Raw genomic sequence first — 25174 nt, 5'->3', positions numbered from 1 at the left:
TTCACGGAATGAAGATCATCCAGGTTACCGACGTCCATCTCGGCCGTCGGGATGAGGTCCGCTTCGGCGCGGATCTGCATGAGCGGCTCGATCGCTGCATCGACCATATCAATGCCCGCCATGGCGATGCGACGCTCTGCATCTTCACCGGCGACCTGACCGAGTCCGGCGAGACCGAGAGCTATGCCGACCTGAAAGCGGCGCTGAGCCAGCTCACAGTGCCTTACCGGCTGCTGCCCGGAAACCACGACCGGCGCGCCAACCTCATCGCGGCCTTCCCCGAGAATGGAACCGACGGCAACGGCTTCGTGCAGTCGGTCTTCGACACGCCCGAGGGCCGGCTGGTCTTTCTCGACAGCCTGGCCGAAGGCCGCGTCACCGGAGAACTGTGCGACAATCGCCTCGTCTGGCTGGACGCCCGGCTTGCCGAGGCGGCCGGCAGATCGGCCTATCTGTTCCTGCATCATCCGCCGGTCGAGCTTGGCCTGGCCATTCTCGATCCGCTCGGCCTCGAACAGCCGCAGCGGCTGCTCGACGTGCTGACGCGCCACGGCAATGTCCGCTACATCTTCTTCGGCCATGTCCATCGCGACATTGCCGGCACGGTCGCCGGCATTCCGTTTTCGGCGCAGCGCGGCCTGCATGCGCGTTTCATGCTCGACCTGGTCGGCGACGAGGTGGTCGAGCAGGCGCCGCCCGCCTATTCGGTCATACTGATCGACGGCGCACGCGTGGTCATCCACAGCTGCGATTTCCTGGAGAGCTGGCCGCTCTGGTCGCCGGCGACCGGCGAGCGCGTGCGGTAGACTATTGCGTTTCACCGTTTCACGGAAACGGCGAACCGCTCTATCTTTTTGTTTTGACGCAACTCCGGACGGAAGGCTACGGCGAAGTCGCCGAGCCCGACCGCTCACACTCTTCCTGGAATTGCTCTAATCCAATAGATCACCCGAGCAACAGTGTGGGCGTTCCCTGCCCTTCGACCAGCTTTACCGCTTTCCTATCGAAGGACACGAAGGTTTCGCCACCGAGCCACTGACCGTCGAACGCGATCACGCCATCCGCGAAATCTCCACCGGCGTCGAGGACAGCGAGGCCCGCTTCGATCGTCGGTCGGTTGGCTACGACGTTGCGCATGTCGAGGATGCGGCGGATCGAGGCGGATATGTCAGGCCGCGCAACCCGGTAACTTCTATCCAGCACCCAAACAAACTCGCAGAGAGCTTGAACGCTGATCGCGACCAACTCGGCCCCTTCCAGGGTCTCGGCTGCTGTCCGTTGCTGCGCTACGTCATCCCCGACGATAAGGCGCAACAACACGTTCGTGTCGAGGCTGATCTTCACTTGCGCTCGGTTCCGCGCATCCCGCCCGAAGCGCCGGCGTCGGCGATCGCATCGTTGATCTCCTCGATCGAAAGCCGTGCGCCGTTCGTTTTGCCCTTGAGCATCCCGCTCAGGTCTTGCCAGGAGCCCTTGCCCTGGTCGGCCTTCAGCTCCGCTCGCCCACCGGGTAGAAGATCGAGCCTGATCTTGTCGCCGGGCTGGATGCCGAGGTGCTTGAGCACGTCCTTTCGGAACGTGACCTGGCCCCGTGCTGTAACTGTCAATGTCGTCATGACGTGGCCTCCGAATGCTAAAATAATGCAGAACTGCATTATTTTCAAGGCGAAGATTGATTGCGCCTGCCGTCTGCTATTCCCGCAAGGCATGAAACGCTCTAATGCCTGCGGTGCAAAAGTGCGCAGCGGTTTTGCGAAAACGGCATGCATAAAAACAAAGACTTAAAGCGCGTCGCCTAAATCCGTTTCAGCGCGACGCGCTTTAAGCCCGAAACCCTTAAGCAAACACGTGCGCTTTGCCGGAGACGGTGAGGCGCACGATCTCGCCGACTGCGGGCGCGTCCATGCCCGTCTTGCGCAGGATGAGCGGCGTGTTGCCGATCGCGGCCGCATCGGGCGGGTCCGGGCTGTTGAGCAGCCGCACCGCGATGGTGCAGATCGAGCCGGCGAATTCGGAATCCGTCACCTCGCCGAACAGCATGTCCGGCGTTCCGGACATGCCCTCGCGCGACGTTCGCTTGAGCACGACCTGTTCGGGCCTGAGCATGATGCGGGCGACATCGCGCCGTTCGGCGGTGTCCACGGCGATACGGCCAAGCGGCGAGATGGCAAAGCCGTCAGCGATCTTCGCCGGCACAATGATGGCGTCGCCGAGGAACTCGGCAACCATCCTGTCCTTGGGCTGGAAATAGAGCTCGCGCGGGGTGCCGACCTGCGAGAACAGGCCGTCGCGCATGACGGCCACCTGGCTGGCGAAGGACAGCGCCTCGGCCTGGTCGTGAGTGACCAGGATGGTGGTGATGCCTGCTTCCTCCAGAAGTTCGGCCACCGCCTTGCGCATCGAAGCGCGCAGGCCGGTGTCGAGCGCCGAGAACGGCTCGTCGAGCAGCATCAGCCTGGGTTTCATCGCCATGGCGCGAGCGAGCGCGACGCGTTGTTGCTGGCCGCCGGAAAGCTCATGCGGCCGGCGCTTCAGGATGGCCTTGTCCAGCCCGACGATATAGGCGAGCTCTACGATGCGCTCCATGCGCTTTTCCTCGCCGCGCGCCATGCCGAAACCGATATTGTCGGCGATGGTGAGATGCGGGAACAGCGCGCCGTCCTGCGCCACCACGCCGATGCCGCGGCGATGCGCCGGCACGGCGGCGCCGCCATTGGCGAGCACCTTGCCGTCGAGCGCGATGCGGCCACGGTCCGGCGCCTCGAAGCCGGCGATCAGCCTCAGCAAGGTGGTCTTGCCGCAGCCGGACGGTCCGACGATCGCGGTGCGGCTGCCGCTTTCGACTTGCAGGTCGACGCCGGCAAGTGCTGCCACCTTGCCATAGTATTTCGCCACGCCATTGAGTTCGAGGAAGCTCATCGTCCGGCCATCCGCTTCGACTGGACATAGAGCATCAAGGTCATCGGCAGCGAGATCGCGACCATGATCAAGGCGTAGGGCGCCGCGGAGGCATAGTCGATCTCGCCGCTGTAGGACCAGAACGCCATCGCCAGTGTGCGGGTGCCGTTCGGAGCCAGCATCTGGGTGGCGGTCAGTTCATTGGTGATGCCGAGCGCCACCATCGCCATGCCGGCCGCTGCACCCGGCGCCGACAGCCGGATCGTCGTCGCCCACAGCGCCTTGAGCGGCGGGCGGCCGAGGCTTGAGGCGGCGCGTTCGAGCTCCACCGGCGCCTGCGCGATTGAGGCTCTCAGGCTGATCAGCGCGCGCGGCAGGAACATCAGCGCATAGCAGAAAAGGATGGTGAATAGGGTCTGATAGAGCGGCAAGGCGAAGCGCACGGTGATGGTCACCAGCGCCAGCGCGATGACGACACCGGGCAGTGACCCGACGATGTAGTTGCAGCTCTCGAGCAGGCGCTGCAGGCGGCCCGGCGCGCGGATCGAGATCCAGGCCATCGGCATCGCGGCGATTGTCGCAAGCAGCGCGCCGGCGATGGCGAGGAACAGCGTCTGGCCGAGCGCCAGGCTGATCTCGTCCCAACGCCAGATATCGGCGCCGCCGGCAAGCAGCCAGCGGCCGACGGTGACGAAGGGCACACCGAGCGCGAGCAACGCTGTGCCGGCGGGCAGCAGCAGGCAAGGCAGCGTGGTGCGGCCGAGCCGGGTCCGCTGCTGCTGGCGCGCCGCGCCGGAACCGACGCGCGCATAACGCTCCTCGCCACGCACGATCACCTCCACGCCGAGCAGCACGAAACAACAGGCGACCAATACGGCGGCGAGCATGTTGGCCGCCGGGCCGTTGAAGGTCGACTGGAACTGATCGACGATCGCTGTCGTGAAGGTGTCGAAGCGAATGAAGACATAAAGCCCGTATTCGGCAAGCAGGTGCAGGCCGACCAGCAGCGAGCCGCCGCAGATGGCGAGCCTCAATTGCGGCAGCACGACGCGCGCGAAGACACGCCATGGGCCGAGGCCAAGGGCGGCTGCAGCGTCCTCCAGCGCGGGGTCGAGCCGGCGCAGCGCCGCCGCGATCGGCAGATAGAGGAAGGGAAAATAGGCGATGACGGAGACCAGCACGCCGGCCCAGAGCCCGTGCAGGCCAGGCACAAGGCTGATCCAGGCATAGCTGTGGACGAAAGCAGGAATGGCGAGCGGCGCGACCGACAGCCACGACCACAGCCGATTGCCGGGCAGATCGCTGCGCTCGGTCAGCCAGGCGAGCGCCACCGACAGCACGATGGCGATCGGGACGGTGACCACGACGAGCAGGATGGTGTCGACCAGGAGCTCGCCGACGCGCTGGCGGAAGATCAGCGCGATCACGGTTTCCCAGCCAGTCTGGATCGCTGTCCAAATGATGAAGGCGAGCGGCAGCAGCGCGATCAGCGAGATCAGTGCGGCGGCAAGTGTGATCCACGACGTGGACCTTCGGCGCTGCCTTGCGGCAGCCGGCAAGCCTGCAGGCGTGAGGTCGATTGCGGATGCCATCAGAGGGTGTGCATCGCCAGGTTCGACGAACGAAGGCGATTCGATGAGCCGCTGACGCGGCCGGAAAGGCAGCTGATCGTCATCGACGAGGCCATCTCCAAAACAAAAACGCTCCCGCGGAAAGCGAATTCCCGCAGGAGCACGGTCGGTTGTCCTTTTAGGACGAACGCGAACTAAAGCAAGCCGGCTTGCGTCATCAGGTCGATGACCTTCTTGGAGTTCAGGTGCGTCGGATCGATCTTGGGTGCCTGCAGATCGGCCAGCGGCACGAGCTTCGGGTTGGACTCGGCACCTTTGCCCACAGCGTATTCATAGGAGGTTCCGGTTTTCAGCACCTCCTGGCCGCCCTTGCCGGTCACCCATTTCAGGAAGGCCTGAGCCTCCTTCGGATGCTTGCTCGAGGCCAGCACGCCGCCGCCGGAGATCGACACGAACGCGCCCGGGTCCTGGTTCTTGAAATAGTGCAGGCCGACATTCTTGCTGTTCTCGCCGGTCTTGGCCTGGTCGCCGAAATAGTAGTAGTGGTAGATCACGCCGCCATCGATCTCGCCGGCATTGACCGCCTTCATCACCGTGCTGTTGCCCTTGTAGGCGGTGAAGTTCTCCTTCATGGCCTTCAGCCAGTCGGCGGTCGCGGCTTCGCCCTTGAGTTCGAGCAGGGCGCTGACGATGGCCTGGAAATCGGCGCCGGCCTGCGAGGCGGCCCAGCGGCCCTTCCAGCTCGGATCGGCGAGGTCGAGCAGCGACTTGGGCAGCTGGTCTTCCTTGAGCTTGTCCTTATTGTAGGCAAAGACGGTGCTGCGTGCGGCGACGCCCACCCACTTGCCGCTCGAGGGCTGATATTCCTGCGGCACCTGGGCGAGGGTGTCGGCATCGACCGGCGCGAACAGGCCGGCCGCCTCGACCAGCGCCATGGCGGGTGAATTCTCAGTCAGGAACACATCGGCCGGCGAGGCAGCGCCTTCGGCTACGATCTGGTTGGAGAAATCGCTGTCGCCGCCATTGCGCAGCGTCACCTTGATGCCGGTTTCCTTGGTGAAACCCTTCGCCCATTCCTTGGCGAGGCTCTCATGCTGGGCGTTGTAGACGATGATGCCTGCATCCTCCGCCATAGCCGGTGCTGCGATCAGGCTGGCTGTCAGCGCAACGGCGCCGGCAAGGGTCGAAAGGGCAAGTTTCATGGGCATCGTCCTCAAAATCTGGAGACAGGGGTTCGGGCACGGCTGCACCTAGCAATACCTGAATATCATAGTCAACATTGTGATGCTGCTTCAATTGGTCGCCCGCGCCACAAGCTTTCGTGATTTTCCGGTACTTTGGCTTGGACATTATTTGATCGGCCACGTAACAAATCAGCGCCGAGGCACGAAAATCGGGGGAGTGGACTCTGTGACCGGCAAGGACGAGACCGAACTCTCCGGGCTGTTCAGGGCCGCAATCGCGGGAAATGAAAGGGCGTATGCCGACTTTCTGCACCGGATTGCCGCTCTCGTTCGCGGCTTTGTCCGGCGCAAGATCGTACAGGGCGGGGTCGACCCCGAGGATGTCGTGCAGGAAACCTTGCTGGCCATTCACGTCAAACGGCATACCTGGCGCGAGGACGCGCCGGTGCTGCCATGGGTCTATGCGATTGCCCGCTTCAAGCTGATCGATGCGTTCCGCAGGCGTGGGCGTCGGATCGAGATCGAGATCGACGAGATCGCCGAGACTTTCGCCGAGCCGGAAGCCGAGACGGTCAGCGAGCGCGACATAAACCGGGCTCTAGACGGCCTGCCGCCGGCGCAGCGCTCCGTGGTTTCGGCGATTTCGGTCGATGGCCGCTCGATCGGCGAGACGGCGGCGAAGCTCGGCGTCAGCGAGACTGCGGTGCGCGTGTCGCTGCATCGCGGCCTCGCCGCGATCGCCAAAAGGTTCGGACGGCAGTGACATGAGAACCGAGGATCTCATCAAGGCGCTCGACGCCGATGCAAGCAGCAAGGCGATGCCGCTGGGGCTGGCCTGGTGGGCAGCCTTCGGTGTGGCGGTGGTGGTCGCGGCGGCGGTCTTTTTCATGACGATCGGCCCGCGCCCCGACATCATGCCCGCCATGCACACGATGCGCTTCATGTCGAAGTTCGTCTTCACACTCACGCTCGCCGCCAGCGCTTTCGCGCTGATCCGCGCCCTGTCGACACCCGGCGCGGCAACAAAGCGGACGATGGCGTGGATGGTCGCCGCGCCATTGCTCGTCGCGGCGGCGGTGGTCCTGGAGCTTTTCGTCGTGCCCGAGGCCGACTGGGGCAGGCGGCTCGTGGGATCCAACATGATGATCTGCATGAGCTTCATCCCGCTGATTGGTATCGGCCCTTTGGCGATCTTCCTCGGCATGCTGCGCTACGGCGCGCCGACGCGGCCGGTGCTGGCCGGCGCGGTCGCGGGCCTTTTGGCGGGCGGATTGGCGGCGACCTTCTATGCCGCTCATTGCTTCGATGATTCGCCGCTGTTCGTCGCCACCTGGTACACGATCGCCATCGCCTTCCTGACCGCGCTTGGCGCGCTTGGCGGGCGGCTATTCGTGCGCTGGTAGGATTGCACACCGATCCTTAATCATGCCGGCAATTGTTTGCCGGTTATCGGAGCGGTCGGTCTCCCACGCAACCATTCCTTAAAATCGATCCGCCAGGGTTGTGGCAACGCGCAGTTGCGCATGGGGTGGATCGCATTTGACGTGGTTGGGTTTGAAAGCTCCGCGGACCAGCGAGCGCGCGGTGCTGGTCTTGATGACAGCCGGCATCGTTGCCGTGGCCGCATCGATTCTGTCGCCGAGCTTTCAGCTTAGCGCCGAGGCGCTCAGGCTCTGCCTGCAGCTGTCGATTGCCGCGATCGGAGCGTCGCTTTTCCTTTTCGCGCTGTTCATTCGCCGGATCGCCGACGACCACCGGCAAATCGCCGAAAGCGAGCAGCGCTTCCGCCGCGCGATGGAGGATTCAGCGATCGGCGTCGCTATCGTCGGTCTCGACGGTCGCATCGTGCAGACCAATCCCGCCTTCGCCACCATGCTCGGCTACAGTCGCGCTGAAATCGAGACGCTGACCTTCTTCCAGATCACGCATCCCGACGATCAGCAGCTCGGCCGCGAGACGATGGTTGCGCTGAAGGAGGGAAAGATCGATTCCTTTCATTTCGAGAAGCGCTACCTCAAGAAGGACGGCACTCCGGTCTGGGCGCAGCTTGCCGGTTCCGTCATCCGCGAAGAGGAGACCGGCAGGCCACTCTATCTCGTGTCGCAGATCGAGGACATCGATGCGCGCAAGCAGGCCGAAGCGCGCATCGCCGAAGCGGAGACCCGCTGGAACTTCGCGCTGACCAGCGCCGGACAAGGCGTCTGGAGCCTCGACATGCGCAAGGGCGGCACGACCTATTCCGAAACCTGGGTGAGGATGCTTGGTTATGACGACGGCGAGCTCGACGGTGATCCCGACCGCTGGCTGACGATGATCCACCCGGACGACCGCGAGCGCGTCGCCGAGGCGGACCGGGCGCATCTTGCCGATGAGACTGCCTTCTTCGAGGCCGAGTTCCGGATGCGCCACAAGGACGGTCATTGGGTGTGGATCCTGGACCGCGGCAAGGCAATCGAGCGCGACGGCGAAGGCCGGCTGATCCGTGCCATCGGCAGCCTGACCGACATCACCGAGCGCAAGGAAGCGGAAGAACGTCTCAAGGTTTCGGCAGCCATGCTGGCCGACGAGAAGGAGCGGCTCAGGGTGACGCTGCAGTCGATCGGCGATGCGGTTATCTGCACCGACGCCGCCAACCGCATCACCTTCATGAACCCGGTCGCCGAAAAGCTGACCGGCGTTGCCGCCGGCGAGGCACTGGGCAAGGCGCTCAGCCATGTCTATTGGGCGGTCGACGAGGAAACCGGGCAGAGGATCGGCCTGACGCGTCCCTCGGCCGGCGACCGTCAGCATTGCGACCAGAACACACGTGCCGTTCTCGTACGGCGCGACGACACGCGCTGCAGCATCCGGCAGGTGGTGTCGCCAATCATGAACGATCGCAACGAGTTCTGCGGACTGGTCATCGTCTTCCAGGATTTCACCGATGCCCGCGCCTTGCAGCGCCAGCTGGCCCATGCCGCAGCCCATGACGCGCTGACCGGGCTCGCCAACCGTTCGAGCTTCATGCGCACGATGGAGAAGCTGGTCGATCAGTGCCGTCTCAACGGCGGTGAGCACCAGTTCATGTTCGTCGACCTCGATCATTTCAAGGCAGTCAACGACACAGGCGGTCACGCCGCGGGCGATGCGCTGCTCAAGCGCGTCGCCGACGCCATCCGCAACGTGCTTGGGCCGGAAGATATCGTCGCCCGCCTCGGCGGCGACGAGTTCGCCGTCATCCTGAAAGCCAGCGCGGCGGCACCGGCGTTAATCGCGGCGCGCTCCGTCATCGACGCCATCCGCAACCTGAACTTCAGCTGGGACGGCCGCCCGCATTCGATCGGCGCCAGCATCGGGCTCGCGGCGATCCGGGCCGGCTGCGGCGAAGTGGATGAGATCATCGCCCGGGCGGACGCCGCCTGCTATGCCGCCAAGGCGGCCGGACGCGGTTGCGTTTCGGCAGCACCCGACCAGGGCCCGAAGGAAGGGGTGACGTCTCTACCGCTTGCCGCGGCATCCTGAGCGCCGGAAAGCGCTCAATCGACGAGGATCAGCGCGTCGGCACCGGATGGTCGCCGCGATAGTCGTAGAAGCCGCGTCCGGTCTTGCGGCCGAGCCAGCCGGCCTCGACATATTTCACCAAAAGCGGGCAGGGGCGGTACTTCGAGTCCGACAGCCCCTCATGCAGCACCTGCATGATCGACAGGCAGGTGTCGAGGCCGATGAAGTCGGCAAGCTGCAGCGGCCCCATCGGATGGTTGGCGCCGAGCCGCATCGCGGTATCGATGGCGTCGACCGTGCCGACGCCCTCATAGAGCGTGTAGATCGCCTCGTTGATCATCGGCAGCAGGATGCGGTTGACGATGAAGGCCGGAAAATCCTCCGAGACGGTGATCGTCTTGTCGAGGTGATTGACGAAGGCCTTGGCCGCTTCGAAGGTCTTGTCCTCGGTGGCGATGCCGCGCACCAACTCGACCAGCTTCATCACCGGCACCGGGTTCATGAAATGTATGCCGATGAAGCGCTCCGGCCGGTCGGTCTGGGCGGCGAGCCGGGTGATCGAGATCGACGAGGTGTTGGTCGCCAGGATCGCTTCCGGATTGAGCTGCGGGCAGAGCTGGGCGTAGATCTTGCGCTTGACCGTCTCGTCCTCGGTCGCCGCCTCGATCACGAGGTCGGCGGCGGCGAGATCAGCCATGGTGGATGCCGACGAGATGCGTGCCATCGCTTCGTTGCGCGCCTTCTCCTCAAGCTTCCCTGAACCGACCTGGCGAGCCATGTTGCCGCTGACAGTGGCGATGCCCTTCTCGATGCGGTCGGAGGAGACGTCGTGGATCAGGACCTTGTAGCCGGCCAGCGCCGCGACATGGGCGATACCCCCTCCCATCTGGCCCGCGCCGACAATGCCGATCGTCTCGATCTTGCTCATTACCCCGATCCCGTCCGAGCATTTCCGCTTCTCCCGAAGCACGGAAAGGCTCCTATCTCTTTGTTTCCTGCAATTCCGGACGGAAAACCGCTAGGCACTTTTCCTGGAATTGCTCAAGCTTTGAGCGGCCTGCTTTTTGTGCAGCGCAAACTAAAAGGGCGGGGCGACTTCGTCTACCCCACCCTTCGGATTTTAATATGCCTGAGCAGAAGGCGTCAAAGCGCCTTTTGCAGTTCCGGCAGGATGACGAAGAGGTCGCCGACGAGACCGTAGTCGGCAACCTGGAAGATCGGCGCCTCCTCGTCCTTGTTGATGGCGACGATGACCTTCGAATCCTTCATGCCGGCGAGGTGCTGGATGGCGCCGGAGATGCCGACGGCGATGTAGAGGTCGGGAGCGACCACCTTGCCGGTCTGGCCGACCTGCCAGTCGTTCGGCGCATAGCCGGCGTCGACCGCCGCGCGGGACGCGCCGACGGCGGCGCCGAGCTTGTCGGCGACGGGCAGGATGACTTCCTGGAACTTTTCCGAGGAGCCGAGAGCGCGGCCACCCGAGATGATGATCTTGGCCGAGGTCAGCTCCGGACGATCGGTTTCGGAGAGCTTGTTCTCGACGAAGGAGGAGAGGCCGGGGTTGGCGGCGGCGCCGACCGTCTCGACCGCAGCCGAGCCACCCTCGGGCGCGGCCTGGAAAGAGGCGGTGCGGACCGTGACAACCTTCTTGGCGTCGGTCGACTGCACGGTCTGGATGGCGTTGCCGGCATAGATCGGCCGCTTGAAGGTGTCGGGCGAGACCACCTCGATGATCTCGGACACCTGGGCGACGTCGAGCAAGGCGGCCGCGCGCGGCGCGACATTCTTGCCGACCGACGTGGCCGGCGCGACGATGGTGTCATAGGAGCCTGCCAGCGAGACGACGAGCGCCGCCGTCGGTTCGGCGAGACGCTCCGAAAGCTCGTCGGCCTCGGCGAGCAGCACCTTGCGGACGCCCTGCAGTTTCGACGCGGCGTCGGCCGCAGCCTTGGCGCCCTTGCCGGCGACCAGCACGTCGACATCCGAGCCGATCTGGAGGGCCGCCGACAGCGCCTTGGCGGTCTGGTCGGAAAGGCTTGCGTTGTCGTGTTCGGCGATGAGGAGAATTGCCATTTTCTGTTCCTTTCCTAACCGCTCAGAGCACGCCGGCTTCGTTCTTGAGCTTCTCGACCAGCTCGGCGACGCTCTTGACCTTGACGCCCGCCTTGCGGCCGCCCGGCTCCTCGGTCTTGATCACCTTGAGGCGCGGCTTGACGTCGGCGCCGTAGTCGGCCGGGCTCTTCTCGTCGAGCGGCTTCTTCTTGGCCTTCATGATGTTGGGCAGCGAGGCATAGCGCGGCTGGTTTAGGCGAAGGTCGGCGGTCACGATCGCCGGCATCTTCAGCTCGACGGTCTGCAGGCCGCCGTCGACCTCGCGCGTCACCTTGGCGTGGTCGCCGGCGAGCTCCACCTTGGAGGCGAAGGTCCCTTGAGCCCAGCCCAGCAGCGCCGCCAGCATCTGGCCGGTCTGATTGCTATCGTCGTCGATCGCCTGCTTGCCGAGGATGACGAGGCCGGGCTTCTCGGCCTCGACCACACCCTTCAGCACCTTGGCCACACCCAGCGGCTCGGTCTGCTCGTCGGTCTTGACCAGGATAGCGCGGTCGGCGCCCATGGCGAGAGCGGTGCGGAGCGTCTCTTGCGCCTGCTGCGGGCCGATCGACACGACGATGATCTCCTCGGCCTTGCCAGCTTCCTTGATCCGGATGGCTTCCTCGACCGCGATCTCGTCGAACGGGTTCATCGCCATCTTGACGTTGGCAAGCTCGACGCCCAGCCCGTCGGCCTTGACCCGGACCTTGACGTTGGCGTCCACAACCCGCTTCACGGGCACAAGGATCTTCATTTTCCTGTCACCTCTCCTGAGATAGTCGGGCGCGCTATAGCAGTGTGCGCCTTGTCAGAGTTGTCGAAAGCCGACATTCCGGGCGGAATTCTGGCCTTCAACCGCCAAGAACCTGTTCCACCCCGATCTTTCGTTTGAGCATGATCTTTTCCGAAAACCGGTTCCCACTTTTCGGGATCATGCCCGGGGTGGCGTTTCCGTAGTGGCGGCAATCCGGCGCGTCAATATGCGTGACGCATTCAAATCGGTTCAGTCCTGAGGCGACGCAGCCCCGCGGCCCCATTGCGGCGCGGACTGCGCCGGGGGCTCCGGCGTTGTCCCGGGCTCAGTCGGAACGGGCACCTGCTGGACATTCGGCGTAGGGTCCGGCTCGCCGTCGGCGCCGGCAAGCAGCGGCACGCCGCGGCTGCGCAGCACCAGAACGAGAACCGCACCGGCAATGATGCCGCCGATATGGCAGGCCCACGAAACCTGGTCCTCGCCGCCCGCGGCAAACATCACGATCTGGAACAGGATCCAGAGGATGAGCGGGATGAAGGCAGGAATGCGCAGAGGGATGCGGGCGAAGGCCAGCACCCAGACCTTAACCCTGGGATAGAGGATCAGGTAGGCGGCGACAACGCCGGCGATGGCGCCGGAGGCGCCGATCAGCGGCACCTGCGAATCCCAGGCCACCAATCCCTGGAAGAAGGCGCCGGCGACGGCGCAAGCGAGGTAGAAGATCAGGTAGCGGATATGGCCGAGCGCGTCCTCGACATTGTCGCCGAACACCCACAGGAACAGCATGTTGCCGCCGAGATGGAAGATGTCGGCATGCAGGAAGGAATAGGTGAGATAGCTGAGGCTTTCGGGAATGACGACGAATTCGGGCGACAGCTCGACCTTGTCGTGGACGACCGAGGGGATGAAGCCGAGGCCGAGCACCGCGGCATTGTTGAAGTTCTCGCCGCCAAGCGTGGTCGCGAGATAGACCAGGGCGTTCGCCGCGATCAGGCCGATCGTCACATATTGCAGGCGGATGTGGCGCAGCCTGTTGGTGTCATAGAGCGGGATAAACATCGGATCCTCCCGCCATACCTGATTGTCAGCGGTTCTTGCCGGGAACCCATAGCACGTCGGCATTTCCGTTGTCATTGACCGCACGCGCGGCGACGAAAAGGAAGTCCGAGACCCGGTTGATGTATTTCAGCGCCTCGCGGTTGACGTGCTCGGCCGGGCCCTGCGCCAGCGCCACCATGACGCGCTCGGCGCGCCGCGCCACCGTGCGCGCCAGATGCAGGGCGGCCGCCGCGGGCGTGCCGCCGTTCAGCACGAAGGATTTCAGCGGCTGCAGCTGCTTGTTGAGAAGATCGATGTCCCTTTCGACGCGCTCGGTCTGCGCGGCAACGATGCGCAGCGGCTCGTAGTCGAGCGGCTTGCCCTCGTCCGGCACCGCAAGATCGGCGCCGAGGTCGAAAAGGTCGTTCTGGATGCGCGAAAGCATGACGTCGATCGCCGGATGGTCCTTTCCGGTGTGGAGGCGCGCCATGCCGATGCAGGCATTGGCCTCGTCGACCGTGCCGTAGGCTTCGACGCGCAGATCGGATTTCAGCCGCCGCTCGCCGCTGCCGAGACCGGTGGTGCCGTCGTCACCGGTGCGGGTGTAGATCTTGTTGAGCTTGACCACGCCTTACCTCCTTGCGGCGAACGTCACTTGCGAGTGAACCAGACGGCCAGCAGGATCAGCGCCAGGGCCACGGCCTGCAGCAGAACGCGCGCCTGCATCAGCTTGTTGGAGGTCACGCCGGAGCCGCCTCGCATCATGTTGACGAGGCCGCGGATCAGCACGACGACGACGGCGGCCATGACGACAAGGGCGAGGATTTTGAAGGTGGTTGCCATGGGCTGGCTCCAGTTCGGTTTCGTTCAGGCGCGCCTGGCGAGCACGCGGTAGAGCGCTGATGCCGGCAGGATGCGCTTGAGCATCACGCCGATTCTGGCCGGCACCGTTACCACATAGTGCGGGCGCGGGCGCTGTGACAGAAGCGCGTGGCGCAAGGCAACATGGACAACTTCCGGTCCGGGCTTCAGCCGCGAGACGCTGCCGCCAGCCTGCAGCCGCGCAAGCTGCGCCTTATAGTCGGCGCGGTGGACGGAGTTCTCGATGTCGATATTCTTCAGGAACCAGGCGAGGCCGTTGCTGGCGATCCTCGAGGTCACCGGCCCGGGCTCGATCAGAGAAAGCTGGATGCCGCTGCCTTCGAGTTCCTGGCGCATGCACAGCATCAGGCCTTCGATGGCGTGTTTGGACGCCGAATAGGCGCCGCGAAAGCGGACCGGGGCAAGGCCCAGGATCGAGGAGCAGTGGACCAGACGGCCGTGACCCTGGCGGCGCATGACCGGCACGACGCGCCGCGTCAGGTCATGCCAGCCGAAGAAGTTCGCCTCGAATTGCTCGCGCAGCGCCTCGACGGACAGGTCCTCGACGGCACCGGGCTGCGCGTAGGCGCCGTTGTTGAACAGCGCGTCGAGTTTGCCCTCAGTGCGCTCCAAGACCGCGTCGACCAGGGCGGCAATCGACTCCGGCTCACGATAGTCGAGATAGAAGGCCTCGAGACCGTCGGCCTCGAGAGCCTCGATGTCGGTCGGCTTGCGTGCCGTGGCGAATACGCGCCAGCCTTCCGCCTTCAATGCCCGCGCGCAATAGGCGCCTATGCCGGAGGAGGCGCCGGTGACGATAATGGTGCGCAACTCTTTGGCGGCGGGAATCGCGATTTGACCTGGGGTTGCCATTTGCCGCAATCACTTCCCATATTCGCGGCGTCGACACAATCGAGCGGAGCGCGGGTCCTTGCTCAGGAATATCGTCGCGGTCAAACGCGTGCTCTACGATGCGATCGGCCATTTCAACACCGACGACGGCTGGGCGATGGCCAGCCATCTGGCGATCACCTCGCTGATGGCGCTGTTTCCGTTCCTGATCTTCGCCACGACGCTTGCCAGCTTTCTCGGCGCGCGCGCCTTCGCCGACACGGCCGTGCATCTGGTCTTCGACACCTGGCCGGAGCAGATCGCCAAGCCGATCGCGCGCGAGGTGCTGAACGTGCTCACCGTGCGGCGTACCGACCTTCTGACCTATGGCGTGCTTTTAGCCGCCTACTTCGCCTCGAACGGCATCGAGGCTTTGCGCACCTCGCTCAACCGCGCCTATAGGGTCACCGAGACGCGCGGCATCATCCACCGCAGGGTGCAGAGCATCATTTTCGTGCTGATCGCGACGGCCTGTTTTCTTGCCGTCAGCGTGCTTCTTGTGTTCGCGCCGCTGCTGGCGCGGCTGGCCGAAGCGCATCTGGAATGGATCAAGCCCTATATGGGCACGATCACCATATGGCGTTACGTGATCGCCTCTACGGTCATCGTCATCGGCCTTTTCGCCGTGCATATCTGGCTGCCGGCCGGCAAGCGCCGCTTCGTCTCCATCGTTCCCGGTATCGTCTTCACGCTGGTCGCCTGGCTGGCCGGCTCGACCATCTTCGCCGCCTATCTCGACCATTTCTCGTCCTATGTGACGACCTATGCGGGACTGGCCTCGATCATGATCGCGGTGGTGTTCCTCTACATCATCTCGGCCATCTTCATCCTCGGCGGCGAGCTTAATGCCGCCATCAGCCGTTATCTCGAGGCGCGCGCGAGGGTAGGTTGAGGCAAGATCATGCCTTGGCTAGCCGCGCGGTCGCCAGGCCGACGCCCAGCGTGGCGATCGCCATGCCGGCGATCTGCAGCGGGTTGAGCTGCTCGCCGAACAGGGCCCAGGCGATGACGGCGGTGACGGCCGGCACCAGATAGAACAGCGAAGCGACCTTCGACATCTCGCCGTCCCTGATCATGACCATCAACAGGAAGATGGCGCCGACCGACAGCACGAGGACCAGCCAGGCCATGGCGAAGACGAGCTCGCCATTGACGGTGATTGTGCGCGTCTCTAAGGCGAGCGACCCTAGGATCGTCACGACGGAGCCGCCGACATACTGCCACATCGTCGCCGAGACGAGGTCGCCGCCGGAGGCGAAGCGCTTCTGCCAGATCGTTCCGGCGGCCATGCCGAGCACCGAGACCAGCGAGGCCGTCAACGTCGCCGCGGTGACGCCGCCGCCATTCATGCCAAGCTTCGGCCAGAGCACGATGACGACGCCCAACAGCCCGACGGCAAGGCCCGCCCAATGGCGCGGCAGGATCGCCTCGCCGAGGAATTTGCCGGCAAGCACCGCCGTGATCAGCGGCTGCAGACCGACAATCAGCGCCGAAAGACCGGCCGGCATGCCCCGGTGGATCGCCCAGAACACGCCGCCCAGATAGACGCCGTGCATGAGGACGCCGGCCACCGTTGCGTGCAGTGCCTCCTCGCGGCTCGCCCTGCGCGAGCCGAGCAGAACGGTCAGGCCCGCAAACAGGATCGCCGCCAGCACGAAGCGGATGGCGAGGAAGGTGAAAGGCTCCGCCCACGGCATGGCATAGCGCGCGCCGATGAAGCCGGTCGCCCACAGGACGACGAAGGAGGCGGGAATGAACCGCTTGATGCTGTGCATTGTGAGAGAGGGCTCTGGCTGCGGTGAAGGGTTGATGACGGCAATTGCTCTAATGCCGTTCAATTCGGCAAGCAAAACGAAACGGTTGATCCATAAGCTCATTCGAATTCAACAAACGGTGCCAGAGGGGCATGGCGTCAAGGCACGCCATGAAGAGGCATGCTTTTGCATCTCGGTACAACGTGGCTGCTGTTCGCGGTCGCGACCGTCGCGGTTTTCGGATTCTTCTTCGGCACGGCGCTCGACGCCATCATGAAGGAAGACGGATTCGGCTCGACCGGCAACACGCTGCTCTTCACGCTGGGCTTCTTTGTTGCGGTGATGGTCGCCAATGAGCACGGCATCACCTTCAGGGACCTCGGACTTGCGGTGGCATGGGGTTTGAGCGGCGCCTTCGTCCTTATCAGCGTGATGGCGCTGATCAAGGCGGGACTCGCGCGCCTGTAATCAAAGCCCGACGAGCCGCCTGACGTCTTGCGGCGCCATGCCTGCGTGCCTGAGCGCGGCGAGGCCGGTGTCCTTGAGGCTCTTCGACAATTTCCTGCCGTCCGGTCCGAGGATCAGGCGGTGGTGGAAGTAGCGCGGCGGCGAGAGGCCGAGCAATTCCTGGAGGAGGCGCTGCACGCCCGTGGCCGCGTAAAGGTCCTGACCGCGCACGACATGGCTGACGCCCTGCAGCGCGTCGTCGACGACCACGGCGAGATGATAGCTGGTCGGGATGTCGCGGCGCGCCACGATGACGTCGCCCCAGGCCTGCGGCCTCGCTTCGACCGAATGTGTCGCGGCCATGGTCTCGTCGGTGAACTCCGTCCAGGACAAGGCGCCGGACATGTGCGCCGTTGCCGCTTCGACGTCGAGCCGCCAGGCGAAGGGTATGTTCTCGGCGATGCGTCGCTTGCGCTCTTTCATCGACAGCGCCTTGTCCAGGGATGGGTAGAGCGGCACGCCGTCAGGGTCGCGCGGCCAGTCGCGGCCGCCGGTCTCGGCGATGAAGGCGCGGATCTCACCCCGGCTCATGAAGGCGGGATAGACCAGTTCCTCGGCGATCAGCCGGTCGAGCACCGCCCTGTATTCGGCAAAATGCTCGGACTGGCGCCGCACCGGCTCCTCCCAGCCGAGCCCCAGCCATTTCAGGTCGTGAAATATGCCGGCCTCGAATTCCGGCGTGCAGCGCGCGATGTCGATGTCCTCGATGCGCAGCAACAGCCGCCCGCCGGCCCGCGCCGCCATCTGCTGGTTGAGCAGGGCCGAATAGGCATGGCCGAGATGCAATTCGCCATTGGGGCTCGGCGCGAAGCGAAATGTCAGGAGCGTCATGTCTCAAGGCGCATTCGGGTTGAAAGGCGCTTCCGGCGGTTGCTAGTTAGCCATCAATTGCCATTTCGCGGCCGCCTAGGGAACAAGCAACGTGCAACGCATCGCCTCGCTCGACGACATTGCGGCAGGGCTCGACGCGCTCTGCCTCATCGATCCGCGGCTGGACAAGGTGCGCGGCATGGCAGGCGAGGTGCCGCTCAGGCTGTCCGAGCCGGGGTTCGGGAGCCTCGCCTCCATCATCGTCTCGCAGCAGGTTTCTCGCGCCAGTGCGGACGCCATCTTCGGCCGGCTGACCAGGCTGGTCGATCCACTGACGCCGGAAGGGATTCTCTTCGCCGGCGAGGATATTTTCCGCGAGGCCGGCCTGTCGCGCCCGAAGCAGCGCGGGCTCATCGCTGTCGCGCAAGCCGTCGCCGGCGGGCTGGATCTCTTCCATCTTTGCTCGCTCGACGCCACCGATGCGATCGCTGCGATGACGGCGGTGCCCGGTATCGGCCCCTGGACGGCGGAGTGCTATCTGCTTTTCGCCGCCGGCCATCCCGACGTCTTTCCGGCGCGCGATGTCGCGCTGCAGACGGCGGTCGGCCATGCGCTGGGCATCGACCCCCGTCCGCCGGAGAAAACGCTGATTCGACTGGCCGAATCATGGAGCCCGTGGCGAGGTGTGGCGTCGCGGCTTTTCTGGGCCTATTATCGTGAACTGAAGGGCAGGGATGCGGCGCCCCCTGTCGAAACGGCCAAAAAAGCATGAAAATCATGCGTTTTTGACGGTTTCGGCGAACGACAATCCGCTTCACATCCCTGTCATGTCGGGCTTACAGTATCCGCGCCGTTCGGTTCTGGAATAAGGAGGCCAACGACGTGACGGTTGCCGTATCTCCGGATGGGCTTCCCGCGCTGGTGCTGAATGCGGATTACCGTCCGCTCAGCTATTACCCCTTGTCGCTCTGGTCGTGGCAGGACGCCATCAAGGCTGTCTTCCTCGACCGGGTCAATATCGTTGCCGAATACGAGCACGCCGTCTCTTCGCCGACCTTCTCGATGAAGCTGCCGAGCGTGGTCAGCCTCAAGGCCTATGTTAAGCCGTCGCGGCATCCGGCCTTCACGCGCTTCAACGTCTTCCTGCGCGACCGCTTCCAGTGCCAGTATTGCGGCACTCCGGACGACCTCACCTTCGACCATGTCATCCCGCGCCATCGCGGCGGCGCGACGACCTGGGAGAATGTCGTCGCAGCCTGCTCGCCCTGCAATCTCAGGAAAGGCGGCATGATGCCGGCGCAGGCCAAGATGTGGCCGCTGCAAAAGCCCTATCAGCCGACGGTGCACGACCTGCACAACAACGGCCGCCTGTTCCCGCCCAACCATCTGCATGAAAGCTGGATGGATTATCTCTACTGGGATGTCGAACTGGAGCCTTGAGATCGTTCGATAATTCGGGAGGCTGGCCGCCTGAAGCGATTTTCTGCGCTTCCGGTGCTCACGGACTTAAATGTCCGCTCCGCTCCGGTTCTCGAAAATCACTTCATCCGACTCAGCCTGCCGAATTCTTTGAACGATCTCGGGTCGGCGCTTTGGGTGATTCAGTCGCGCGACAGCGCACTGCGGAAGGCGACGGCGGCCAGGATGAGGCTGGCGATGGCGTTCCAGCCGGCGAGCGACAGGCCGAGGATGCGCAAAGCTGCCTTGTCGCAAGAGGGCGGCACGAATTTGTCGAGCGCGTCGAGCACGCCCTTGCCGCCGGTGTCGACCGGACCGGCGCCGGCGGTGCAATCGGCCGGGCCCGGCCACCAGGCCCATTCGACGCCGGAGTGGTAGACGCCGAGATAGAGGCCGTAGAGCATCAAAAGGCCGCCGATCGCCAGCAGGCCGCGCGTCACCCAGGCCGGCGCGCGCAGCATCGAGGCGATCGCCGCCACCAGCATCAGCGGCACACCGATGTAGTAGGGCGTGCGCTGCTCGAGGCAGAGATGGCAGGGGATGTAGCCGCCTATGTACTGGAAGGCGAGCGCGGAGCCGACGGTCGCTGCCATGGCCACGGCGAGAAACAGCGCGGCGCGAGTCTGCTGGCGTCCGGTGTCGGCAGTCATGGTCGCTGTCATCGGTCTGGTCCGTTCGCTTGGCGCTTAGAGCGCGTCGCACAGAAATGGATTCAGGCGGCGCGCATCAAGTCTTTGTTTTGATGCATGTCGTTCTCCCAAAACCGCTGCGCGCTTTTGGGCGACATGCATTATCCGTGGGCGTATCTGACCGCGATATAGAGCAAAATAAGGGCAGCGGCACCGGCGCTGACGATGAGCCCCAAGCGTTTTTCGATGAACTCCTTGATCGATTCGCCGTAGCGGCGCAGCAGCCATGCAAGCAGCAGGAAACGGGCGCCGCGCGCCACGATCGCAAGCCCGATGAACAGCAAGAGGTTGACGCCGATGACGCCGGACAGGATCGTCACCACCTTGATCGGCGGCAGATGCGCCGCGCCCGAGGTGATCAGCATCAGGATGATGAAGCCGACGCCGGAGGAGGTGCGCAGCTGCTCGAACTCGTCATATTTGCCGTAAAATTCGAGGATCGGCTTGGCGACCGCCTCATAGGCGTAATGGCCGATGAACCAGCCGGCGACGCCGCCGAGCACCGAGGCTATCGTCGCGATCAGCGCGTAGCGGTAGGCGCGCTCCGGCTTCGACAATGCCATCGGCAAATAGAGCACGTCGGCCGGCACCAGGAAGACGGAGCTTTCGACGAAGGCGATGAAGGCCAGCCACCACTCGGCCGATTTCCGTGCCGCCAGCGACAGGGTCCAGTCGTAAAGTCCGCGAAGCATCGGCTCTCCTGATTTGGTTCCGAACGGCGGAGCGGTTTTCGGCCACCGGCATGCACGACGCAAGGACCCAAAGCGCCGCAGTGAACGCTTTTGGCCCGGCCACCCGACCCGCAGCCTGTCTAGAAAGAATTTCCGCGCCGCACAATGGCGGCGCCGTCTCGCAACCGAAAGGGACGGTTTGGCCGCGGTTAGCGCTGGTGAATTCGGCAACAGGCCAGTTGACGAAAGGGCCTCCGCCCGTATAGTCCGCGCCCATCCAGGCCGCCCGGCCTGAGCCCCTATGGCGGAATTGGTAGACGCGCTCGACTCAAAATCGAGTTCCGCAAGGAGTGCTGGTTCGATCCCGGCTAGGGGCACCATCCTTCGCTCTGCGAGCTTCGGATGGCAGGCCACCTGAAAAGTCTTACCGCATATTCCCCGTATGCCCCTGCGAATACCGCCCCGGCTGCGGCCACACGGTCAGCCCATGCGGTTCCACGCCGACGCGGATCTTGGTCACGGCGCCTGAGGTCGTGTCGATCATATAGACCTCGCTGTCGAAGCGGCCGGAGAGCCATAGCTGGCTGCCGTCAGCGCTGACATTGCCCATGTCAGGGCTGCCGCCGTTAGCGATCGGCCATTGCGCCACGACCGCGCGGGTGGCGAAATCGATCACCGTCACGCTGCCCGGCCCGTCGGCGCGGCCCTGCTCCATCTTGTGCGAGCCGCGGTTCGAGACAAAAAGGCGCTTGCCGTCGCGGCTGACGACGAAGCCGTGCGCGCCTATTCCCGTCGGAATGAAGCCGATCTCCTTGAAGCTGTCGCCGTCGACGAGAAACACGCCGTCATTCATCATGTCGGCGACGTAGAAGACCTTGCCGTCGGGCGCGAGGCGGATGTCCTGCGGCATGCCCATCTTCGACAGGTCGAGATGGCCGAGCACCTTCCGGTTCTTCAGGTCGATCTTGGCCAGCCCGCCGTCGCCATATTCGCAGGTGAAGATCGCGTAGGAATTGTCGGCCGCGAAATCGGCATGGTTGATGCCGGGGCAATCGGGCGTCGGGATGATCGATTTCAGCGCCATGGTCTGCGGATCGCGCAGGTCGAGCTGCCTCAGCGCCTCGTCGATGATGACGGCGGCGCTGCCGTCCGGCATGAAATACATGTTGTAGGGATCGTCGACAGGCACCTGCTTGCCGGGTTTTCCGGTCGTCGGGTCGATCGGCGTCAGGCTGCCGTTCTTGCCGGTGCCGTTGTTGGCCACCCAGAGCGTCTTCAGGTCCCAGGAAGGAACGACGTGCTGCGGCTTGCTGCCGACCGGAAACCTGTCGACCTCCTTGAGCGTCGCCGGATCGATCACCGAGACACTGTTCGAGGATCGGTTCGGCACATAGACGCGCGGCAGCGCGCCTGATGTCGCCGGGCTCATATGGCCGGCGGTCGTGTGGCTGTAGATGTTGACGAGCGGTAGCGGAGGCTCGGAGCAATCCTCGGGACAGGAGCCCGCGAAGGCGCTTGTCGGCAGCAGGACAAGCAATAGGCCAGGCAGCGCGATTGACAGGCCGGCATGGCGCAGGAGTGTTCTGATCATCTGGATTGCTTTGCGAGGAAGGCGGACCGGATCGGCCCGCCACATGCCATAGCCTGTGTGGCGCTCTCCATCTAGCGCCTTTTCAACAGGCTCCGCATGCGGTTGCGCAGGATGCGCGCCATGTTGCGGGTCTCGCGGTAGAGGTGGAGCTGCGAGGCCGCCTGGCGAGCCAGCCGGTCGGCGTCGGGCGTGAGGCCCACGACCAGCGTGCCCGTCGGCTTGCGCTCCGTCCACAGCCGGCTCATCACCGGATGGTCGGGCACCGCGCAGGAATCGGTCATGACGATGTTGGGATCGTCGAGATGCTGCTTCGTCACCTCGATCATCAGCAGCGTGCCCGGCGAATAGGCGGAGAGCGTCTCGTCGTAGGCCGTCTTCCAGGTGTAGGCGACGCCTGCCTCTACGAAGACGACGAGACAGGCAATGGTGCGGCCATCGAGCTTCAGCGAATGGATGCGGCACATGTCGTGCTCGGCCAGCCGGTGCACGGCCTCGCGGGCGAAGGCGGCGCGGTAGCGGTCGATCGCCATGGCCGTACGCTCGCGGCCCTTCCAGCCGGCGGCCTCCAAGGTCAGGAAGCTCTCGATGGCGTGGCGGATCTCGTCCTGTCCGCGCGCCACGACATGCTCGAGCTTGCCGAGGTCGGCGAGGCGCCGCTTCAGCCGGCGGAATTCGCGATAATGGTGCGCGCGCAGCGAGGCCTTGAGGTAGTCGTCGCCGTCTGCATCGCTTTCCAGCACTGGGCGCTCGGCCTTGCCGGTGGTGACCAGGGTCAGGCCGCGGCTGTCGGCAAAGGAAGTGAGCAAGCTCGCCACCGGGCCGTCCAGCTTCATGTCGGGCAGCACGAACACCTTCGGCAACTTGAGATGCGGCCTCGACAGCATCGAGAAGAAATCCTCGATGACGCCGACCGGGTCGTCGCGGTCGACCAGCGGGGTGCCGAGCGGACCGAACGGGCTCGACCATGTGCGCATGACGGGAACGCCGAGCGGGATGGCCGGCCGCTCGACCGAGAACGGCACCAGGAGCCGCAGCCGGTTGCGGTATTCGTCGCCATCGCGGATCACGGCCAGCCGCACCTCGCGGTCCTCGAGCCTCGGCATGGCGGGCGCCAGGAAGCGCGGGTTGAAGAAGACGTTGGGCTCGATCGTGCGGGCGCTCAGATAATCGAGCTCCTCGACGAGGTCGAACCCGGCTGAAGCTGGATAGATCGCGAGCTTGCGCTCCGGCCGGTTGTTGGCGAAGAGCTCGATATGGGCGGGATCGGCCTCCCTGGCGAGGCCGGCAAGGCCCGACACCATGGCGCCGGCCGGGCCGCCGCTGGTCTCCTCGAGCAACGGAACGGCGGCCATCAGGCGATTTCCTTCTTTGCAGGCACGAAAATCGCCATGACGATGCCAAGCTTGCGCCAGACGGTGAAGGACAGCGCGCCGGCCTCGAAGATCATGGCGAGGCTGGTGGCGATCGCGGCGCCCCAGAGGCCGAAGAGCGGGATCAGGACCACGTTGAGGCCGATGTTGAGGGCCAGCGTCATGGCATAGACGGCGGCGCAGATGTTCTGGTTGCCGCTCATGGTGAGCAGGCTTTCGCAGGGGCCGACGGCGCCGCGCGCGACGACGCCGAAGACGAGCAGGAAGAGCAGCGGATAGCCGGCGGTGAATTCCGGACCGAACAGCACCAGCATCGGCTCGCCGAGCGCCAGCACCAGCAGCGCCATCAAAAGCGACGGCCAGAAGGTCCAGGAAACGGTCTCGCGGGCGAAAGCGGCGAGCCTTTCCGGCTCGCCATGGGTGAATTGCGCATAGCGCTGGGCAACGCCCGCCTTGACGGCGAAATAGACGAAATGCACCAGCGCCAGCGTCTTGACCGTCGCGAAATAGACGGCGACGTCATCGGGATCGAGATAGGCGCCGACCATCAGCACGTCGGCATTGGTGAGCAGGAAGAAGAAACTCTCGACCAGGAAGATCGGCAGCGAGACGAGGAACCATTGGCCGAAATGCACGGCGATCGGCCCTGCCGGGATCTTCTTGTCCATGCGCGAGGTGACGCCCACCAGCTGGCCGAGCGTCGTCACATAGGTGGCGGCAATGGATGCAAAGATCGCGGTCTTGGCATCGGGCACGTAGTGCATGGCGAGCATCGCCGCCATGAACACCAGAATCAGCACGGGCCGCACCAGATAGGTCGGCGACAGCGCGAACAGCGCCCATGAATTGGCGCGGGCCAGGCCCTGCAGGAGATCGCCCATCGCGATCATCGGCAGGCAAATGACGCCGAGGATGAAGGGAACGACGTAGTAGTTCTCGATCAAGGGCGAGGCGAGCCAGACGCCGAGCGCGCCCAGCCCTGCGATCGCCGTCGAGGCGACCAGCACGAACAGCCGGCTCGCGAGCACGATGCCGCGCAGCTCGGCGAGCATGCCGCGCTCGCGATATTCGGGAATGAAGCAGATGACGGAGGTGTGGAAGCCGAGGCAGGCGAGGTTGCCGACGATCACCATCGTCACCCAGACCAGCACGAAGATGCCGTATTCGAACGAGCCCATCCAGCGCGCCATCAGCACCTGGCTGATGAAGGCGATGATGGCGCTGACGATGCGGATGGAAAAGGCGATCAGCGACATGCGGCCGGCTTCGCCGCGTTCGTCGGCGGTGAACAGCACGGCGTCGATGCGGCCAAGCAGCGGCCGCATGCGCAGCGCCCAGCGCTGCGGCAGGAACCGCCCGGCAGTCGTCGCCGCGGAAAAGCGCACCCCGAATACTCTCCGTTTTCCGCCTCTTTTTCAGCGCTCCGGTGTATTCGAAACACATTAAGAAACGGTTGGGTGGGGAGCGCGGCGTCCTCCTTCTTCCCTTGTGGGAGAAGGTGTCGCCGAAGGCGACGGATGAGGGGTATTGGAAGGATCGCGGCTTTGCAGGCACAG

The 25174-nt window shown here is 64.4% G+C and carries 27 protein-coding genes and 1 tRNA gene; 9 read left to right on the top strand and 19 right to left on the bottom strand.

Annotation, left to right across the window (positions count from 1 at the left end; genetic code table 11):
* Positions 1-8 precede the first annotated feature (8 nt).
* Positions 9-806, top strand: coding sequence for a phosphodiesterase (locus RFM40_RS11985; protein ID WP_320224512.1), 798 nt, complete (start codon positions 9-11; stop codon positions 804-806).
* A gap of 139 nt (positions 807-945) precedes the next feature.
* On the opposite strand, the gene RFM40_RS11980 is transcribed toward RFM40_RS11985, so the two are convergent.
* The 5 genes from RFM40_RS11980 to RFM40_RS11960 form a co-directional block, all read right to left on the bottom strand.
* A complete protein-coding gene (locus RFM40_RS11980) occupies positions 946-1344 on the bottom strand; it encodes a type II toxin-antitoxin system VapC family toxin (RefSeq protein ID WP_320224511.1) in 399 nt (132 codons plus the stop codon).
* Positions 1341-1616 (bottom strand): AbrB/MazE/SpoVT family DNA-binding domain-containing protein, encoded by a 276-nt coding sequence (locus RFM40_RS11975; RefSeq protein WP_320224510.1) that lies wholly within the window; start codon positions 1614-1616, stop codon positions 1341-1343. The genes RFM40_RS11980 and RFM40_RS11975 overlap by 4 nt, the downstream gene beginning before the upstream one ends.
* 220 nt (positions 1617-1836) lie before the next feature.
* Complete coding sequence (locus tag RFM40_RS11970) at positions 1837-2919, bottom strand: ABC transporter ATP-binding protein (protein ID WP_320224509.1); 1083 nt, start codon at positions 2917-2919, stop codon at positions 1837-1839.
* Positions 2916-4490: an ABC transporter permease gene (locus tag RFM40_RS11965; protein WP_320224508.1), complete on the bottom strand. Its 1575-nt coding sequence runs from the start codon at positions 4488-4490 to the stop codon at positions 2916-2918. Before RFM40_RS11965 ends, RFM40_RS11970 begins: the two co-directional genes overlap by 4 nt.
* Before the next feature lie 173 nt (positions 4491-4663).
* The gene (locus RFM40_RS11960; protein WP_320224507.1) at positions 4664-5671 is read right to left on the bottom strand and encodes an iron ABC transporter substrate-binding protein; all 1008 of its coding nucleotides are present in this window, start codon (positions 5669-5671) and stop codon (positions 4664-4666) included.
* A 208-nt stretch (positions 5672-5879) separates the two neighbouring features.
* Here RFM40_RS11960 and RFM40_RS11955 point away from each other — a divergent pair, with 208 nt between their 5' ends.
* The 3 genes from RFM40_RS11955 to RFM40_RS11945 all read left to right on the top strand — a co-directional run bounded on the left by RFM40_RS11955 (position 5880) and on the right by RFM40_RS11945 (position 9154).
* The gene (locus RFM40_RS11955; RefSeq protein WP_320224506.1) at positions 5880-6416 is read left to right on the top strand and encodes a sigma-70 family RNA polymerase sigma factor; all 537 of its coding nucleotides are present in this window, start codon (positions 5880-5882) and stop codon (positions 6414-6416) included.
* 1 nt (position 6417) lies between these two features.
* Positions 6418-7056 carry an NrsF family protein gene (locus tag RFM40_RS11950; protein ID WP_320224505.1) on the top strand — a complete coding sequence of 213 codons (639 nt, stop codon included), beginning with the start codon at positions 6418-6420 and terminating at the stop codon, positions 7054-7056.
* Between the two features lie 193 nt (positions 7057-7249).
* A complete protein-coding gene (locus tag RFM40_RS11945; protein ID WP_320277572.1) occupies positions 7250-9154 on the top strand; it encodes a PAS domain S-box protein in 1905 nt (634 codons plus the stop codon).
* 28 nt (positions 9155-9182) lie between these two features.
* Here the strand turns inward: RFM40_RS11945 and RFM40_RS11940 are convergent, their stop codons facing one another.
* From RFM40_RS11940 to RFM40_RS11910, 7 genes are all read right to left on the bottom strand, one after another.
* Positions 9183-10061 (bottom strand): 3-hydroxybutyryl-CoA dehydrogenase, encoded by an 879-nt coding sequence (locus tag RFM40_RS11940; protein ID WP_320224503.1) that lies wholly within the window; start codon positions 10059-10061, stop codon positions 9183-9185.
* A gap of 215 nt (positions 10062-10276) precedes the next feature.
* On the bottom strand, positions 10277-11206 hold the full coding sequence (locus RFM40_RS11935) for an electron transfer flavoprotein subunit alpha/FixB family protein (RefSeq protein ID WP_320224502.1): 930 nt from the start codon (positions 11204-11206) through the stop codon (positions 10277-10279).
* A 22-nt stretch (positions 11207-11228) separates the two neighbouring features.
* Complete coding sequence (locus RFM40_RS11930) at positions 11229-11978, bottom strand: electron transfer flavoprotein subunit beta/FixA family protein (protein WP_040989245.1); 750 nt, start codon at positions 11976-11978, stop codon at positions 11229-11231.
* A gap of 249 nt (positions 11979-12227) precedes the next feature.
* Positions 12228-13037, bottom strand: a complete 810-nt coding sequence (locus tag RFM40_RS11925) for a rhomboid family intramembrane serine protease (protein WP_320224501.1) — start codon at positions 13035-13037, stop codon at positions 12228-12230.
* 25 nt (positions 13038-13062) lie between these two features.
* The gene (locus RFM40_RS11920) at positions 13063-13644 is read right to left on the bottom strand and encodes a cob(I)yrinic acid a,c-diamide adenosyltransferase (protein ID WP_320224500.1); all 582 of its coding nucleotides are present in this window, start codon (positions 13642-13644) and stop codon (positions 13063-13065) included.
* 23 nt (positions 13645-13667) lie between these two features.
* On the bottom strand, positions 13668-13859 hold the full coding sequence (locus tag RFM40_RS11915) for a twin transmembrane helix small protein (RefSeq protein ID WP_126097705.1): 192 nt from the start codon (positions 13857-13859) through the stop codon (positions 13668-13670).
* Between the two features lie 24 nt (positions 13860-13883).
* On the bottom strand, positions 13884-14750 hold the full coding sequence (locus tag RFM40_RS11910; RefSeq protein WP_320224499.1) for an SDR family oxidoreductase: 867 nt from the start codon (positions 14748-14750) through the stop codon (positions 13884-13886).
* A gap of 58 nt (positions 14751-14808) precedes the next feature.
* Between RFM40_RS11910 and RFM40_RS11905 the strand changes: the two genes are divergently transcribed.
* Positions 14809-15660, top strand: a complete 852-nt coding sequence (locus RFM40_RS11905; protein ID WP_320224498.1) for a YihY/virulence factor BrkB family protein — start codon at positions 14809-14811, stop codon at positions 15658-15660.
* A 7-nt stretch (positions 15661-15667) separates the two neighbouring features.
* Here RFM40_RS11905 and RFM40_RS11900 read toward each other — a convergent pair whose 3' ends face one another.
* On the bottom strand, positions 15668-16543 hold the full coding sequence (locus tag RFM40_RS11900) for a DMT family transporter (RefSeq protein WP_320224497.1): 876 nt from the start codon (positions 16541-16543) through the stop codon (positions 15668-15670).
* 159 nt (positions 16544-16702) lie between these two features.
* Between RFM40_RS11900 and RFM40_RS11895 the strand changes: the two genes are divergently transcribed.
* Entirely contained in the window at positions 16703-16990 is a 288-nt protein-coding gene (locus tag RFM40_RS11895; protein WP_320224496.1) for a hypothetical protein, read from the top strand.
* Here RFM40_RS11895 and gluQRS read toward each other — a convergent pair whose 3' ends face one another.
* Positions 16991-17860 carry a tRNA glutamyl-Q(34) synthetase GluQRS gene (gene gluQRS / locus RFM40_RS11890; protein ID WP_320224495.1) on the bottom strand — a complete coding sequence of 290 codons (870 nt, stop codon included), beginning with the start codon at positions 17858-17860 and terminating at the stop codon, positions 16991-16993.
* Positions 17861-17951: 91 nt separating this feature from the next.
* Here gluQRS and RFM40_RS11885 point away from each other — a divergent pair, with 91 nt between their 5' ends.
* Positions 17952-18611 (top strand): DNA-3-methyladenine glycosylase family protein, encoded by a 660-nt coding sequence (locus RFM40_RS11885; RefSeq protein ID WP_320224494.1) that lies wholly within the window; start codon positions 17952-17954, stop codon positions 18609-18611.
* Between the two features lie 110 nt (positions 18612-18721).
* Positions 18722-19279, top strand: coding sequence for an HNH endonuclease (locus RFM40_RS11880; RefSeq protein WP_013892845.1), 558 nt, complete (start codon positions 18722-18724; stop codon positions 19277-19279).
* 161 nt (positions 19280-19440) lie between these two features.
* Here the strand turns inward: RFM40_RS11880 and RFM40_RS11875 are convergent, their stop codons facing one another.
* Entirely contained in the window at positions 19441-19959 is a 519-nt protein-coding gene (locus RFM40_RS11875) for a disulfide bond formation protein B (RefSeq protein WP_320224493.1), read from the bottom strand.
* A 128-nt stretch (positions 19960-20087) separates the two neighbouring features.
* Entirely contained in the window at positions 20088-20678 is a 591-nt protein-coding gene (locus RFM40_RS11870; protein ID WP_320224492.1) for a YqaA family protein, read from the bottom strand.
* A gap of 274 nt (positions 20679-20952) precedes the next feature.
* Here RFM40_RS11870 and RFM40_RS11865 point away from each other — a divergent pair.
* A tRNA-Leu gene (locus RFM40_RS11865) sits at positions 20953-21037 on the top strand.
* Positions 21038-21081: 44 nt separating this feature from the next.
* On the opposite strand, the gene RFM40_RS11860 is transcribed toward RFM40_RS11865, so the two are convergent.
* From RFM40_RS11860 to RFM40_RS11850, 3 genes are all read right to left on the bottom strand, one after another.
* Positions 21082-22248 (bottom strand): YncE family protein, encoded by a 1167-nt coding sequence (locus RFM40_RS11860; protein WP_320224491.1) that lies wholly within the window; start codon positions 22246-22248, stop codon positions 21082-21084.
* 71 nt (positions 22249-22319) lie between these two features.
* Positions 22320-23600: a GNAT family N-acetyltransferase gene (locus RFM40_RS11855; protein WP_320224490.1), complete on the bottom strand. Its 1281-nt coding sequence runs from the start codon at positions 23598-23600 to the stop codon at positions 22320-22322.
* Positions 23600-25003, bottom strand: coding sequence for a lipopolysaccharide biosynthesis protein (locus RFM40_RS11850; RefSeq protein WP_320277571.1), 1404 nt, complete (start codon positions 25001-25003; stop codon positions 23600-23602). The genes RFM40_RS11855 and RFM40_RS11850 overlap by 1 nt, the downstream gene beginning before the upstream one ends.
* Positions 25004-25174 lie beyond the last annotated feature (171 nt).

This window comes from Mesorhizobium captivum (assembly GCF_033977165.1).
GTDB lineage: Bacteria > Pseudomonadota > Alphaproteobacteria > Rhizobiales > Rhizobiaceae > Mesorhizobium > Mesorhizobium captivum.
This window is presented reverse-complemented; position numbering and strand designations above follow the sequence as displayed.

What these genes read in the sequence shown, in the direction of transcription:
- RFM40_RS11965 (WP_320224508.1), bottom strand. Translation starts at nt 4,490, where the DNA reads ATGGCATCCGCAATCGACCTCACGCCTGCAGGCTTGCCGGCTGCCGCA.
- RFM40_RS11945 (WP_320277572.1), top strand. Translation starts at nt 7,250, where the DNA reads ATGACAGCCGGCATCGTTGCCGTGGCCGCATCGATTCTGTCGCCGAGC.
- RFM40_RS11870 (WP_320224492.1), bottom strand. Translation starts at nt 20,678, where the DNA reads ATGCTTCGCGGACTTTACGACTGGACCCTGTCGCTGGCGGCACGGAAA.
- gluQRS (WP_320224495.1), bottom strand. Translation starts at nt 17,860, where the DNA reads ATGACGCTCCTGACATTTCGCTTCGCGCCGAGCCCCAATGGCGAATTG.
- RFM40_RS11875 (WP_320224493.1), bottom strand. Translation starts at nt 19,959, where the DNA reads ATGACAGCGACCATGACTGCCGACACCGGACGCCAGCAGACTCGCGCC.
- RFM40_RS11940 (WP_320224503.1), bottom strand. Translation starts at nt 10,061, where the DNA reads ATGAGCAAGATCGAGACGATCGGCATTGTCGGCGCGGGCCAGATGGGA.
- RFM40_RS11950 (WP_320224505.1), top strand. Translation starts at nt 6,418, where the DNA reads ATGAGAACCGAGGATCTCATCAAGGCGCTCGACGCCGATGCAAGCAGC.
- RFM40_RS11925 (WP_320224501.1), bottom strand. Translation starts at nt 13,037, where the DNA reads ATGTTTATCCCGCTCTATGACACCAACAGGCTGCGCCACATCCGCCTG.
- RFM40_RS11860 (WP_320224491.1), bottom strand. Translation starts at nt 22,248, where the DNA reads ATGATCAGAACACTCCTGCGCCATGCCGGCCTGTCAATCGCGCTGCCT.
- RFM40_RS11895 (WP_320224496.1), top strand. Translation starts at nt 16,703, where the DNA reads ATGCTTTTGCATCTCGGTACAACGTGGCTGCTGTTCGCGGTCGCGACC.
- RFM40_RS11915 (WP_126097705.1), bottom strand. Translation starts at nt 13,859, where the DNA reads ATGGCAACCACCTTCAAAATCCTCGCCCTTGTCGTCATGGCCGCCGTC.
- RFM40_RS11900 (WP_320224497.1), bottom strand. Translation starts at nt 16,543, where the DNA reads ATGCACAGCATCAAGCGGTTCATTCCCGCCTCCTTCGTCGTCCTGTGG.
- RFM40_RS11930 (WP_040989245.1), bottom strand. Translation starts at nt 11,978, where the DNA reads ATGAAGATCCTTGTGCCCGTGAAGCGGGTTGTGGACGCCAACGTCAAG.
- RFM40_RS11975 (WP_320224510.1), bottom strand. Translation starts at nt 1,616, where the DNA reads ATGACGACATTGACAGTTACAGCACGGGGCCAGGTCACGTTCCGAAAG.
- RFM40_RS11910 (WP_320224499.1), bottom strand. Translation starts at nt 14,750, where the DNA reads ATGGCAACCCCAGGTCAAATCGCGATTCCCGCCGCCAAAGAGTTGCGC.
- RFM40_RS11935 (WP_320224502.1), bottom strand. Translation starts at nt 11,206, where the DNA reads ATGGCAATTCTCCTCATCGCCGAACACGACAACGCAAGCCTTTCCGAC.
- RFM40_RS11970 (WP_320224509.1), bottom strand. Translation starts at nt 2,919, where the DNA reads ATGAGCTTCCTCGAACTCAATGGCGTGGCGAAATACTATGGCAAGGTG.
- RFM40_RS11960 (WP_320224507.1), bottom strand. Translation starts at nt 5,671, where the DNA reads ATGAAACTTGCCCTTTCGACCCTTGCCGGCGCCGTTGCGCTGACAGCC.
- RFM40_RS11985 (WP_320224512.1), top strand. Translation starts at nt 9, where the DNA reads ATGAAGATCATCCAGGTTACCGACGTCCATCTCGGCCGTCGGGATGAG.
- RFM40_RS11855 (WP_320224490.1), bottom strand. Translation starts at nt 23,600, where the DNA reads ATGGCCGCCGTTCCGTTGCTCGAGGAGACCAGCGGCGGCCCGGCCGGC.